Annotated in this window: 12 protein-coding genes; 2 read left to right on the top strand and 10 right to left on the bottom strand. The window is 42.7% G+C overall.

Annotated features, from left to right (window positions below):
- Positions 1-64: 64 nt before the first annotated feature.
- From KUA57_RS09050 to KUA57_RS09020, 7 genes are read right to left on the bottom strand one after another with little or no spacing between them, the layout of a single operon-like run.
- Positions 65-403, bottom strand: coding sequence for a YlbF/YmcA family competence regulator (locus KUA57_RS09050; RefSeq protein WP_000065978.1), 339 nt, complete (start codon positions 401-403; stop codon positions 65-67).
- 10 nt (positions 404-413) lie between these two features.
- Positions 414-1517: a prephenate dehydrogenase gene (locus KUA57_RS09045; protein ID WP_218494122.1), complete on the bottom strand. Its 1104-nt coding sequence runs from the start codon at positions 1515-1517 to the stop codon at positions 414-416.
- Positions 1518-1526: 9 nt separating this feature from the next.
- Positions 1527-2693: a chorismate synthase gene (gene aroC, locus KUA57_RS09040; RefSeq protein WP_020903195.1), complete on the bottom strand. Its 1167-nt coding sequence runs from the start codon at positions 2691-2693 to the stop codon at positions 1527-1529.
- Positions 2694-2702: 9 nt separating this feature from the next.
- The gene (gene aroB, locus KUA57_RS09035) at positions 2703-3770 is read right to left on the bottom strand and encodes a 3-dehydroquinate synthase (RefSeq protein ID WP_020903194.1); all 1068 of its coding nucleotides are present in this window, start codon (positions 3768-3770) and stop codon (positions 2703-2705) included.
- An 18-nt stretch (positions 3771-3788) separates the two neighbouring features.
- On the bottom strand, positions 3789-4643 hold the full coding sequence (locus KUA57_RS09030) for a shikimate dehydrogenase (protein ID WP_218494121.1): 855 nt from the start codon (positions 4641-4643) through the stop codon (positions 3789-3791).
- Positions 4633-5310 (bottom strand): type I 3-dehydroquinate dehydratase, encoded by a 678-nt coding sequence (aroD, locus tag KUA57_RS09025; RefSeq protein WP_049487318.1) that lies wholly within the window; start codon positions 5308-5310, stop codon positions 4633-4635. The genes KUA57_RS09030 and aroD overlap by 11 nt, the downstream gene beginning before the upstream one ends.
- Positions 5307-6470, bottom strand: coding sequence for a class I SAM-dependent rRNA methyltransferase (locus KUA57_RS09020; RefSeq protein ID WP_218494120.1), 1164 nt, complete (start codon positions 6468-6470; stop codon positions 5307-5309). Before KUA57_RS09020 ends, aroD begins: the two co-directional genes overlap by 4 nt.
- Before the next feature lie 116 nt (positions 6471-6586).
- Here KUA57_RS09020 and KUA57_RS09015 point away from each other — a divergent pair, with 116 nt between their 5' ends.
- Positions 6587-8737 carry an LTA synthase family protein gene (locus tag KUA57_RS09015; RefSeq protein ID WP_489749502.1) on the top strand — a complete coding sequence of 717 codons (2151 nt, stop codon included), beginning with the start codon at positions 6587-6589 and terminating at the stop codon, positions 8735-8737.
- A gap of 66 nt (positions 8738-8803) precedes the next feature.
- Here the strand turns inward: KUA57_RS09015 and KUA57_RS09010 are convergent, their stop codons facing one another.
- Both KUA57_RS09010 and KUA57_RS09005 read right to left on the bottom strand, forming a co-directional pair.
- Positions 8804-10438: a hypothetical protein gene (locus tag KUA57_RS09010; RefSeq protein ID WP_218494119.1), complete on the bottom strand. Its 1635-nt coding sequence runs from the start codon at positions 10436-10438 to the stop codon at positions 8804-8806.
- On the bottom strand, positions 10419-11168 hold the full coding sequence (locus KUA57_RS09005) for an ABC transporter ATP-binding protein (RefSeq protein ID WP_218494118.1): 750 nt from the start codon (positions 11166-11168) through the stop codon (positions 10419-10421). Before KUA57_RS09005 ends, KUA57_RS09010 begins: the two co-directional genes overlap by 20 nt.
- Positions 11169-11345: 177 nt before the next feature.
- Here KUA57_RS09005 and KUA57_RS09000 point away from each other — a divergent pair, with 177 nt between their 5' ends.
- Entirely contained in the window at positions 11346-12800 is a 1455-nt protein-coding gene (locus KUA57_RS09000; RefSeq protein WP_049499670.1) for an alpha-amylase, read from the top strand.
- Between the two features lie 89 nt (positions 12801-12889).
- On the opposite strand, the gene alaS is transcribed toward KUA57_RS09000, so the two are convergent.
- Positions 12890-14552 (bottom strand): alanine--tRNA ligase (gene alaS / locus KUA57_RS08995; protein WP_218494117.1); only part of this gene is annotated, 1663 nt, incomplete at its 5' end.

Below are 14552 nucleotides of genomic sequence, written 5' to 3'. Positions count from 1 at the left end.
ACCTATTTTATCATAAAAAGCCAGAAATTCCTTAAAAATTCCTGACTTTATGATAGTTATTTTCTTATTTTAGCAATTCTGAAACTGGTTCAAAAACAATTTTTTCAATGTCAGAAAGGTAAATTGCCAATTGTTGTTGCTTGGTAAAGAATTCTGACAAGAGGCTATTCCCCTGAATCTGCTTGCCAAAGCCTTCCATTTTAGCTTGGAAGGAAGCGTCTGGCATTTGACCTGTCTGTGCTAGTTTTTGAATTTCCTCTTGAAAGGCAACATATTCTGTAAAAATTTTGCTTGCCTCAGCATCTGCTGAAATCGCATCTTTAGCTGCTTTGACAGCCTTGTATTCTGGTAATTCGCGTAGGCCGCGACTGAGTTCGTTTGCACTATCGTAAATATTTGACATGATTTTCTCCTTATTTGATGACGACTGTGTAGTCGGTATTTTCTGTTATGAGATGCTCAGCTCGTTCCAAGTCTTGAGCATTTTTAAATGAAATTTGTAGAATCCCGTGAATATCTTCACGGTTTTCCTCGTTGATATGAATATTGACCAAGGAAGTTCCACGTAGCAATTCCAAAATCCTCAAGATGACGTTTTCTTCATCGGGAACGTCAACATAGAGGTCATAAGAGCTATCCACACCACCACGCTTATGGATTTCCATAGCCTGACGTTGCTCACGCGCTTGGTTGAAAAAATTCCAGATTTGCTCTTCATCTCCCTTGCTGATGGCTTGTCCAACCGCTTCTAAACGTTCCTTAAAATCCGCAATTCGATCCAGAATAGTTTCACGATTGGACAAGAGAATGGAGGTCCACATACCCGGCTCGCTTTCTGCAATTCGAGTCATATCTCGAAAACCACCGGCCGCAAATCGCCTTGCCATCTCATGTTCTTGAGCATAAACCGCGGTCTGCTCCATGAGACTGGAAGCCAGAATATGAGGAAAATGGCTAATCTGAGAAGTCACTCGATCGTGCTCCTTGGCATCAATCTCGATAAAACGGGCATGAAGACCTGAAAGCAGATCCTTCATTTCATCAAGCGTGTCCTGACTTGTCAGGCTTGAAGGTGTGAAGATATAATAGGCATTTTCAAAGAGATTGACATCCGCAGAGGCAGCCCCTGTCTTGTGACTACCAGCCATGGGATGGGCCCCGACAAAACGAACAGACTTGCCAGCCAAATATTGCTCCGCCGCATCCACAATAGCTGACTTGGTCGAACCGGCATCTGAAATAATCACGCCTTCTTTCAAGTCCAAGTCGGCCAACTCCTTAATGAAAGCAATGGTTTGTTTGATTGGCAAACTGAGAATAATGATATCTGCCAAAGGAGCAAAACTAGCAAAATCATCCGTTGCACGGTCAATCATGCCTTCTTTCAAGGCAATATCTCTCGAAGCTTGACTGCGATTATAACCTAAAATTTCATAATCTGGATGATCGCGTTTGATACCAAGTGCCATCGAGGCACCGATCAAACCAAGACCTGCGATATAGACTGTTTTTGCCATAGGAACTCCTTAATAGTTCTTTGTATAGTCTCGGTGTTTGGCTACCGCTTCTTTTAATTCCTCTAGATTGTCTGATGAGAATTTTTCAAGGATTTCTTGTGCCAGAACCGTTGCCACAACGGCTTCCATGACCACACCGGCTGCTGGAAGAGCGGTCGGATCACTTCTCTCCACGGTTGCCTTATAAGGTTCGTGGGTTTCGATATCCACACTCATAAGAGGCTTATAAAGAGTAGGAATAGGTTTCATAACTCCACGAACAACGATCGGTTGCCCGTTGGTCATACCACCTTCAAAGCCGCCAAGATTGTTAGTACGGCGAATATAGCCGTCTTCTTTAGACCAGAGAATCTCATCCATAACTTGGCTACCTTTGCGGTAACCAGCTTCAAAGCCAAGACCAAATTCAACCCCTTTAAAGGCATTGATAGAGACAACTGCTTGGGCAAGTCTGGCATCCAATTTTCTGTCCCATTGGACATAGGAACCAAGACCAACTGGAACACCTCCGACAACTGTCTCGACAACCCCACCGATGGTATCTCCATCACGCTTGATTTGGTCAATATAGTCCTTGATTTCCTGTTCCCTTTCTTGGTTAACAATAGAAACTTCGGACTGGGCAACTCGTTCCTTAATCTCAGCGACTGTTAGATTTTCAGGAACATCGATTTCCTTGCCACCGAATACTACAACATGGTTGGCAATCTCCATATTCAGCTCAGTCAAGAGGCGTTTGGCTACTGCCCCAACTGCCACCCGCATAGTTGTTTCACGAGCAGATGAGCGCTCCAAGGAATTACGCAAATCATCAAAACGGTACTTGATGCCCCCAACCAAGTCGGCATGACCTGGACGTGGATGGGTGATTTTCCGTTTGCTTTTTAGGCGGTCTTCAATGTCCTCCGCAGACATGATATCCAGCCATTTCTGATGGTCCTTATTGACGACATCCATAGTAATGGGAGCCCCAGTAGTCTTCCCATGGCGAACACCCGAAGTAAAGACAACTTGGTCACTCTCAATCTTCATACGACCACCGCGGCCATATCCACCCTGACGACGTTTCAAATCCTCATTGATGTCCTCTGCTGTCAAGGGAAGTCCAGCTGGAATTCCCTCAATGATAGCCGTCAGACGAGGACCGTGTGATTCTCCTGCTGTTAAATATCTCATACACTCTCCTTATTTTACCAAGTAGTCTTTCATCTCTTCCAGAGAAACTGGGTGAATAGTCGCTGAACCAAGCTCTGGTACCAAGACCAATTTCAAGGTATTGCCACGCGCTTTCTTGTCATGAGTCAAAGCTTGATAAAGCTTATCTACATCCCAGTTTTCATAGTCAACAGGCAAACCAAACTTCTGGCACATCTCTGTGATAGATTGGGTAATACCAGCTGGCATAAGGCCTTTTTCCTCAGCTACCTTGGAAATCTGAACCATGCCCATGGCTACAGCCTCTCCATGCATGACCTTGCCATAACCGGCAGTCGCTTCAATAGCATGACCAATAGTGTGGCCAAAATTGAGGTAAAGGCGTACACCATTGTCCAGCTCATCCTCAACTACCATCTTGCGCTTGACCTGACAAGAATGTTCAATCAAGGTCTCTGCATGTTCCAGAATGCTCTCTACAGAACCATCTAGCTCCGTCAAAATTTTCCACAGTTCTGGATCCTCAATCAAGCCATATTTGATAACTTCACCCATCCCTTCAATCAACTCTCTTTTCCCAAGGGTTTCAAGAACAAGTGGGTCAATCAGAACCCCATCTGGTTGGGCAAAGGTTCCTACCATATTTTTAGCAAAAGGAGTATTAACACCCGTCTTTCCGCCGATAGACGAATCCACCTGAGCAGTTAAACTGGTCGGAATCTGAACAAAGTGAATACCTCGCATATAGGTAGAGGCTACAAAACCAGCCAGGTCTCCAACGACACCACCTCCGAGAGCCACGATTCCATCGCTACGAGTCAGACCTTGCTTGACTAAAAATTCATAGACTTTCTGGACAGTAGTTAAATTCTTTCTTTCTTCCCCTTCTAAAAAGTCAAAAACCGCTACCTGAAAACCAGCATCTTCTAGGCTGAGCTTGACCTTCTCTGCATAAAGAGAAGCTACATGGTTGTCTGTTACAATGACCACTTTTTGTGGTTGCCATAGTTCTCGCAACCATTGGCCAGCCTGAGCCAGACAACCTTTTTCAATCTGAATATCATAAGGATGATGAGGAATATCGATTCTGATTTTCATAGGAGAATCTCCCTTTCTTTATTGGTATTTTTCTGTTAAAGACTGCCAAATCTCTTCTGTCGGCATTTCCTTTCCTGTCCACAGTTGAAAAGCTTCTGCAGCTTGATAGAGCAACATTCCCAGACCATTGATCGCTGGATTTCCCTGACTTCTGGCCCATTTCAAAAATGGGGTTTCAAAAGGCTTGTAAATGATATCTGCTACTAAAAGAGTTTCTGATAGGACAATGTTTTCAGGAACTGGAGATGATTGACCATCCATTCCTACACTTGTCGCATTGACCAGTAAATCCGACCCAGCAATCCTTGCTTGCAGTTCGGGAACATCTTCTAAAGCATACAAGTCCACTTTAAAACCTGTCTGCTCTTGTAACTTGTCTAGATAAGGTCTTGTTTTTTCCATGGAAACTGAACGAACAAAGACTGAAATCTGACTGACGCCATCCAAAATAGCCTGCGCCAAGATAGACTTGGCCGCACCACCTGCACCCAGCAGTGTCATTTTCTTACCTGTAATTGTAAAAGAAGGCAAGCTCTTAAAAAATCCCTTGCCATCTGTATTATATCCAATTAAATTGCCATTATGATTGACAACCGTATTGACCGCACCAATCAAGCGCGCTTCGTCACTCAGCTCATCCAAATATGGAATCACTTGCTCCTTATAGGGCATGGACAAGTTGATACCAAACATCTGATAGCGACGAATATTAGCCACTGTTTCTGCTAAGTCAGCCGCTTCAATCTCCCAAGCTACGTAAGCACCATTGGTAGCTGTCGCCTCAAAGGACCTATTGTGGATGAAGGGAGAGATAGAATGCTTAATAGGGTTGGCAACGACTGCAGCCAAACGTGTATAGCCATCAAGCTTCATCCAAAATCTCCCTGATTTTTTTCATGTTAGCTAGAGAAATCTGACCAGGGGCACTTGCCTCATCTAGACTAGCAAAGGACCAGCTCGAACCTGTCACATCCGCAGTGATACGAGATACCTTGCCTACCTTGCCCATAGAAATAGTTACATATTCCTGCTCAGGATTGAGAGTTTTAAAGCCTCGTGTATAGTTCATCAAGTCTAGCACATCCTGTTCCGTGTGAGCCATCACCGCAACCTTGACAAGTTTTGGATTTAGGCTCGTCAACTCTGACAAGATTTCCATCATGTTTTCAGGCGTTTCTTGGAAATTGTGGTAACTCAAAACGAGATTTGGGAAGTCCAGCATTTCCTCAAAAACATCCTTGTAGCTATAGTACTCAAAATCAATATAGTCTGGTTGATAGAGTTGCGCCACTTCCTTGATTAGATGGATATATTCTTCTGAAGAAAGGTCGATTTCTCCCCCTTCAGCGCGAGTTCGCAGAGTGAAAACCAACTCACGACCTGCGAATTTTTCAAAAATAGCTGGAGCCACCTGCAAAATCGCTTCCTTAGGCAGATAGTCGGCGCGCCATTCAATGATATCAGCATCCTGATACCTCGTGGCATCCAGAGCCTGGGCCTCCTCTAAACTTCTTGGCATTACTGAAACGATTAATTTCATTTACTAACCTTCATACTAATCACCTTGAGGTAATTACTACTTTCATCTTTTTTATTATAGGCGAAATCTGCTGGAAGACCGTATTTGTTTAAAATCTGGTAACTTCTTCCTGCAAAGCCTTTATCAATTTGTTCTGTAAATTTCTGGCGGGAAACATTGGCAGCATTGGTGCTGGCAATGATAATTCCTCCAGGATTTAAAATCTCAAGACTCTGGGAAATCAACTTGTGATAATCCTTGGCCACAGAGAACGTTTGTTTTTTATTCCGAGCAAAGCTAGGCGGATCTAGGACAATCACATCATAAGTCAAGCCTTTTCGCTTGGCATACTTGAAATACTCAAAGACATCCATGACTACAAAACGATGGTCGTCTGTGCTGATCCCATTTGCCTGAAAATGCGCTTGAGACAATTCTCGTGAACGTTTGGCTAAATCAACAGAAGTTGTCTGGCTTGCTCCCCCCATGGCCGCAGCTACTGAGAAGGCTGCTGTATAGGAAAACATGTTGAGCAGGGATTTACCCATAGCCAATCCATCAACTAGACTACCGCGAACTTCATGCTGGTCTAGGAAAATCCCTGTCATCAAGCCATCATTCATAAAGACTTGATAGAGGACACCATTTTCCAAAACAGTGAAAAAGTCAGGTGCTTCTTGACCATAAACATGGGCAGATTCATAGTCTAGACCCTTAAAACGGATCTTCTCATAGGTCCCTAAAACCTCAGGAAAAACCTGTCTAAAGGCTTCTGAGATAACCTTGCGAATCTGATATACATAAGAGTTATACCAAGAAAAGACAGCATAGTCGCCATAAAGGTCCACTGTCAGACCGCCAAAACCATCTCCCTCTTGGTTGAAGAGACGAAAGGCAGTTGTCAAATCATCTTGATAGTAGGCACTTCTCTTTTCTTTAGCTTGTCTAAACAGCGTTTCAAAGAAAGCTTGATTGAAGGTCACCTTGTCTTTGCTAACAAACCAGCCCAAGCCCTTGTTTTGCTGAGAAAGGTAGGCAGTACCAAGAAAGTTTCCATCTTGACTATGGACTTCTACTTCCTGATCCTTGAGATTGACATTCTCAAGATCACTGGCTTCTAGTAAAACAAGCCCCTTTGAAAGCTTTTTTTCAACCCGTTTGTTGACTCTTATTCTATTCATAGTCACTATTATAGCAAATTTTGTGACAATTCTCAAAAAAGAAACTACCCTTGCTTTTTTACTCTAGTTTTAAAAAATGGTATACTAATACTAATAAAAACTTAGGAAGTAATTGTGTGAGAATCAATTTTAACAAAATCCAAAAAGCCATGGGTACCAGACTGGGTTTTGTCCTAACCCTTTTAATCCTCTATTGGCTCAAAACCTTATTAGCCTATACCGTTGACTTCAATTTAGATATTCAAGTGGGCAAGCTGCAAGGGAATTACCTTGCCTTTATCGCTTTTTTCAATCCCCTTCCCTTGGGATTGCTCCTGCTGGCTCTAGCCCTCTATGCTCGCTCAACCAAGGCCTTTTACAGTCTTAGTATAGCTATTTACAGCCTTTTATTCATTTGGCTCTATTCTAATATTTTTTACTATCGAGAATTTAGTGACTTTATCACGGCCAATACCATGAAAGTGGTCAGCAAGGTGTCTGTTGGTACTGCCGAACTAGAGTTACTGCGCTTTTGGGATTTCATCTATTTTATGGATTTCCCATTGCTGGCTTATCTTCTCTATAAGAAGCTCATCCAGCTGGATAGGAGACCTTTCAAATTCCGCTCCAGTGTTGCCATCACTGCTCTCTCAGCCCTGCTCTTTTCTGCTAATCTTTTCTTGGCTGAAATCGAACGTCCCGATCTCCTATCGCGAGGATTTTCTAATTATTATATTGTTCGTGCCCTTAGTTTGCCAGCCTTTTTGGGCTATAGTGCCAACCAATCCTACAGCGCCAACAAAGAACGTGCCAAGGCTTCTGAGACCGACCTTCAACCTATCACAGACTATATTCAAGAACATTCTGCTAAGCCCAATCCAGACTATTTTGGCCTTGCCAAAGGGAAAAATGTGATTTATCTCCACTTAGAGAGTTTTCAGCAGTTCCTACTGGACTATAAACTCAACATAGATGGAACTGATCATGAAGTCACTCCCTTCCTTAATTCCCTCTACCATTCGCAATCAACCCTAGCCTTTTCGAATATCTTTAACCAAGTCAAGGCTGGTAAGACCTCAGATGCAGAAACCATGCTAGAAACTGGCTTGTTTGGACTTGACCAAGGTTCCTTTATGGTCAATTACGGTGGTACCAATACCCAGCAGGCAGCTCCTTTTATCCTATCAAAAAACGGCTATCAATCGAGTGCCGTCTTTCACGGTAATATCGGGACCTTCTGGAATCGAAATACGACCTATAAACAATGGGGCTACCAATACTTCTTTGATGCTTCCTACTTCACCAAGCAAGACAGTAGCAATTCTTTCCAATATGGTTTAAATGATAAAATCATGATGAAAGATTCTATTCAGTATCTGGAGCATTTACAGCAGCCTTTTTATGCTAAATATATCACGGTGTCCAATCACTATCCCTATGCTAGCAATCTGACAGGCGATGAGCTTGGTTTCCCACTGGCTAAAACCAAAGATGAAACCATCAATGGCTACTTCCAAACAGCAAACTATCTGGATAGTGCTATCAAGGCCTTCTTTGACTATCTCAAAGAAAGTGGCCTCTATGAAAAATCCATCATCGTCATCTACGGAGACCATTATGGAATTTCTAACTCCCGCAATCCTGACCTGGCTCCCTTGATTGGTAAGACTTCTGAGAACTGGTCTAATTACGACAATGCCATGTTGCAACGAGTGCCTTTTATGGTGGTCATGCCTGGCTATGAAAAAGGACAAATCATCAATACCTACGGTGGACAAATCGATATCTTACCGACTCTCGAACACCTCCTTGGTATTGAGTCCAATTCCTTCCTTCAAGTCGGCCAAGACCTTCTGTCTCCAGATCATCAAGAAATCGTTGCCTTTCGAACTGCCAATTCCTTCGTCACACCTAAATACACCAGTTATGACGGACGAACCTACTATACTGAGAGCGGTCTTGAAATCAGTAATCTTGATGAACAAGCTCAGACTGAACTAGAAATCGTTCGGCAGGCAGCCAGCCAACAGCTGAAAATCAGCGACCAGATTCAAACTGGTGATTTGATACGTTTCTACCAAGCAGATCATCTTGGAAAAGTTGATACAGAAAGTATTTCTTACCTCAATTCTTTACCAATTCTGCAAAAGATTGAGCAGGAAAAAGGAAGTCAATCAACCAGTCTCTTTAGCCAACGACAAGGTAAGACCAGTACTGACCTTTTCAAGGCACCAAGTTACCAAGAACTCCATCCAGAGTCTGCAGAAACTGAATCAAAATCACAATAAAAGATGCTCTTCCGTCTTGGAGGAGCATTTCTTTTTAAAAATTTATCAAGTAAGCGACCAACAACCTTATCTTTTTTCTATCTCTAACAATATCCGTGACAGGTAGTAATGATAGCTAAATATAGCAAGACCAAGCAGGAGGATAAGAGCTCCTACTCCCAAGCTGATGGCAAGGACAGGGGAAAGAGACTGAAGCAAGTATACGCTCACAATAGTTGAAATCAATAAGATAGCACTATAAATAATAATCAAAACCATTGTGACTATACCTTTTGAACGATTCACCAGGTCCGTAATGCTACTCCAATTGGTTGACAGATTTTTCATATCTTTAAAATAATGGTGGCAAGAAAGGCTGACACTGGCAAGAACCCATGCCACAAGAAGGTAAATCATCGAAAGGATAGGCAATCCTAAATAAAGGGAAAGACCAAGTAAAGTCAAGATAGGTAAAAAGGACTGGACAGCAAAGATAATCCAAAATTTCACTTTCACATAACGAGCAAAGTCAAAGGGTAAACTCTTCAGAAAATCAACATTTTCCCTCTCCAAGGATAAGGCAATTGAAGGAAGGCTGGTGATATTGTTATTGACAACTGCTATAAACATTCCCACGAAAAACAAGGGTAACCAGTATCGAGGATGAACGTCTGGAACTAACTGAGAATCTCGGATTGTGGAAATCGGACCAATCATCATGAGATAGGGAAGGAACGCACTTGTAAAAAGTACTGTAATCACGCCAGTCCCCTGTCCCAAGAGGGAGAGGTTGTAGCGCAAAACCATGCGGAAAAATCCCTTTTTAGTTCTTGAAATCCCCTCTTTACTGCGACGTTCTTTTTTGACCTTCTCCTCACTGTTAAGCAGAATCACGTCATAAAAATGAGGAAAAACCTTCTTTTTGGTCAGATAAAGCAAGAAAACAGTTAAAGCTATCCAAGCGAGCAGACCCAGTATGGCCTCTGTCGAAAAAGGCTCCACTGCTATTTTGTAAAAGAGATGAATAGGATAAAGGAGAAATGGAATATCTCTAACTCTGTCAACTATATCTCTAGAAGTCGACTGTAGAAAGAAGACAAATATTAAAGGTATGAGAACTCCTATCCCAATCATCACATTCGAAAAAATAGACTGATACTTTCTAAAAACGGTAGTTTGAGCCAAGAAATGCACTGCCACTATCATCACTAAAGCCAAAGAGACAAATAATAAGACCAAGGACAGCAGCATCAAAGGCAAACCCAGCCACAGAGAAGGGGCTAGCCTAATGTAGAGGACTAGAAAATAAGCTAGGATTGGTATAATTCCAGCTAGAGCTGGCAAGAGGACAGACAGTCCTTTAGCGATTATAATCTCTGATTCTTTAAAGGCATAGGGCCTATAGGAGACTAGGTCCTTACTCTCATAAAAGACATTGTAAAAAGCTGTTAAAGAAGTTGAAAAGGCAATCACTAGTAAAATAGCAACCATGAAGCTAAAATAAACAGGCATTTCCTCAAAAGGAAAACGAAAGGCTATATTTATAAACATGAAAAGCATCAAGAGACTAGAAAAAATGTAAGAACTTAGGACTCTAGCGGAAACATTTACTTTTTTCCCAGGATTCTTAGCCTGCTTCTTTCGTAGGTTAGCCAGATTCGCTTCTTTAGATGAATAGAGGATATTGATATCAACTAATTTTTTAATGACCTTGAGACGCATCCGCAACCTCCTCTTTTCTACCAGCAAGACTAAGGTAGATACTTTCCAAAGACTGGTCTGGGTGGTCTTTTCTCAAGTCCTCTACGCTACCACAATAGATCAAATGCCCCTTTTTTAAAATGGCAATCCGATCACAGACTTGCTCTGCCACCTCTAGGACATGAGTTGAAAACAAGACTGTCTTGCCTTTTTGTGCATGCTCCTTCATCATTTGCTTCAAATCAAAGGCAGCCTGGGGATCCAAACCAGTCAAGGGTTCGTCCAAAACCCAAATATCAGGGTCAGACAAGAGTGCCCCAATGACAAAGACTTTCTGACGCATACCGTGAGAAAGGGTTTCAATAACCTGATAACGATTTTCAGCAAAATCAAAAACACTCAATAACCTAGCTAGACTAGCCTCCAAGTCAGAGCTAGTCAGATCATAGGATGAAGCAATCAATTCCCAAAATTCATTGGCTGTTAAGCGTAAAAATAAGTCAGGCGAGTCTGCTACGTAGCCAATCTTTCGTTTAACAGCCAAGCGATTTTCCGATAAATCTAAACCGTCTACCAAAATACGACCACTGCTGGGCGAAATGATACTGACTAGGGATTTTATAGTGGTCGATTTCCCAGCTCCATTATGGCCAATCAAGCCCATAATCTCTCCATTTTCAATCTGCAAATTGAGATTGCTCAAGGCCTCTTTATCACCATACAACTTACTAACATTTTGAAATTCAATCATGAGAAATCTCCTCTCTTTATCTATGTAATTCACTATCATTATAGCGCTTTCATTTTAAAAATCAACACTTTATCTTGAATAGTTGAAATACATGTCTTCTATTTTACGCAAACGTTTGAGCTAACCGATACTTTATGATAGAATAAAGAACAAGATTGACAAGTAAGAGGAAAAATCATGCAAAATCAAACACTCATGCAATACTTTGAATGGTATCTGCCCCATGACGGCCAGCACTGGACGCGTCTGGCTGAAGATGCTCAACACCTTGCTAATCTCGGTATTAGTCATGTCTGGATGCCACCAGCTTTTAAGGCAACCAATGAAAAAGATGTCGGCTATGGTGTCTATGACCTATTTGACCTTGGAGAGTTCAACCAAAAAGGGACAGTCCGTACCAAGTATGGTTTCAAAGAAGACTATCTTCAAGCTATTCAAGCCCTAAAAGCACAGGGAATCCAGCCTATGGCCGATGTGGTACTCAACCACAAGGCTGCAGCCGATCACATGGAAGCCTTTCAGGTTATCGAAGTAGACCCTGTAGACCGTACAGTTGAACTTGGGGAACCCTTCACCATCAATGGCTGGACTAGCTTTACCTTCGATGGTCGCCAAGATACCTACAATGACTTCCACTGGCACTGGTACCACTTCACAGGTACAGACTATGATGCCAAACGCCGTAAGTCTGGGATTTATCTGATCCAAGGTGACAATAAAGGCTGGGCAAATGAGGAATTGGTCGATAACGAAAACGGAAACTATGACTACCTCATGTATGCCGACCTAGACTTTAAACATCCTGAAGTCATTCAAAATATCTATGACTGGGCTGAATGGTTCATGGAGACAACTGGTGTAGCTGGTTTCCGCTTGGATGCCGTTAAGCACATTGACTCTTTCTTCATGCGCAATTTCATCCGAGATATGAAGGAAAGATACGGTGACGATTTCTATGTTTTTGGTGAATTCTGGAATCCTGACAAGGAAGCCAATCTGGACTATCTTGAAAAAACGGAAGAACGCTTTGACCTTGTCGATGTTCGTCTACACCAGAATCTCTTTGAAGCCAGTCAAGCTGGCGCAAACTATGACCTTCGTGGTATTTTCACAGATAGCTTGGTTGAACTCAAGCCTGATAAGGCTGTGACCTTTGTCGACAACCATGATACCCAACGAGGACAAGCCCTTGAATCGACTGTTGAAGAATGGTTCAAACCAGCAGCCTATGCCCTCATTCTGTTACGCCAAAATGGCCTTCCATGTGTCTTTTACGGCGACTACTATGGGATTTCAGGGCAGTATGCTCAACAAGATTTCAAAGAAGTCCTTGACCGCCTCCTAGCCATCCGAAAAGACTTGGCCTATGGAGAACAAAATGACTACTTTGATGATCCTAACTGTATCGGTTGGGTACGTTCAGGTGCTGAAAATCAATCCCCAATCGCAGTTCTCATCTCAAATGACCAAGAAAACAGCAAATCAATGTTTATCGGCCAAGAATGGGCTAACCAAACCTTTGTAGATCTACTTGAAAACCACCAAGCTCAAGTTATCATCGATGAGGAAGGTTATGGACAATTCCCTGTCTCAGCTGCTTCGGTAAGTGTCTGGGCAGCCAATACTATCTAATAGCTTATAATCATCAAGCCAGATCCAAGCGGATTTGGTTTTTTTGTATTCACAAAAAGACCTACCCAAGTGGATAGATCTTTATTATCTTACAATTTACCTGCTACTGCATCCAACAATTCTTGGATCTTAGCTTGGTTGCTTCCTCCTGCCATGGCCATGTCTGGTTTACCACCACCACGTCCATCGACGATTGGTGCTAATTCTTTGACAAGGTTTCCTGCATGAAGGTCTTTTGTCTTGCTTGCTACAAGGACATTAACTTTGTCCCCAATTGCTGCAACAAGGACAAGAAGATCAGAGTAGTCTTTTTGTTTCCAGTTATCCGCAAAAGTACGAAGGGCACCAGCGTCAGATACAGATACTTGGCTAGCAATGTAACGGTGACCATTGACTTCCTTCACATCCTTGAAGATGTCGCCTGCGGCTGCAGCTGCGGCTTTTTCTTTCAACTCAGCATTTTCCTTTTGAAGTTGACGAAGTTGTTCTTGGAGTCCTTCTACCTTGTGAGGCACTTCCTTGACTTGAGGTGCTTTCAAGGTTGCTGCGACAGCTTTAAGAGCGTCTTCTTGTTCACGGTAGGCTTCAAAGGCTTCCTTACCAGTCACTGCCAAGATACGGCGAGTTCCTGATCCGATCCCTTCTTCTTTGACAATCTTGAAGAGACCAATCTCAGAAGTGTTGCCAACGTGGGTACCACCACAAAGCTCGATAGAGTAGTCACCGATAGTGACAACACGGACTTCCTTGCCGTATTTCTCACCAAAGAGGGCCATAGCACCCATTTCTTTGGCAGTGTCAATATCCGTTTCAACAGTTTCTACAGCAATGGCTTCCCAGATTTTTTCGTTGACTTGCTGTTCAATCGCACGCAATTCTTCAGCAGTTACTGCTTGGAAGTGAGTAAAGTCAAAGCGAAGGAATTCAACTTCGTTAAGAGAACCTGCTTGTGTTGCATGATTCCCAAGGATATTATGAAGGGCAGCGTGAAGCAAGTGAGTCGCAGTGTGGTTTTTCATAACACGGTGACGACGATTTGTATCAATTGCCAAGGTATATTCTTGGTTCAAGGCAAGCGGTGCAAGAACTTCAACTGTATGAAGGACTTGTCCGTTTGGTGCTTTCTGAACATTTGTCACCTTAGCTACAACTGAACCAGATTCATCCAAGATTTGTCCATGGTCAGCGACCTGTCCACCCATTTCAGCATAGAATGGCGTTTCTGCAAAGATAAGAGAGGCAGTTCCTTCTGATACAGCTTCTACTTCTGCATTGTCAGCCACGATAGCCACCAATTTAGAAGATAATTGGCTAGCATTGTAGTTGAAGACACTTTCCACTGTGATGTTTTGAAGGGTTTCATTTTGCATACCCATTGAGCCACCCTTGACAGCTGAGGCACGCGCGCGTTCTTGCTGTTCTTTCATAGCTGCTTCAAAACCTTCACGGTCTACAGTCATGCCCGCTTCTTCAGCGATTTCTTCAGTCAATTCAACTGGGAATCCATAAGTGTCGTAAAGTTTAAATACATCTGAACCAGCAATGACAGATTGTCCTTTTTCTTTCAAGTCTGCTACGATGCCTTGGGCAAAGTGTTGACCTGAGTGAAGAGTACGCGCAAATGATTCTTCTTCGCTCTTAACGATTTTCTCAATAAAGTCACGTTTCTCAAGCACTTCTGGATAGTAGCTTTCCATGATTTTTCCAACAGTTGGAACGAGTTTGTAAAGGAAAGGCTCGTTGATACCCAAT

The sequence above is a fragment of the Streptococcus vulneris genome (genome assembly GCF_019218685.1).
Lineage (GTDB): Bacteria > Bacillota > Bacilli > Lactobacillales > Streptococcaceae > Streptococcus > Streptococcus vulneris.
Note: the sequence above shows the minus strand (reverse complement) of the source record. Positions and strands in the feature narration are given on the sequence as shown.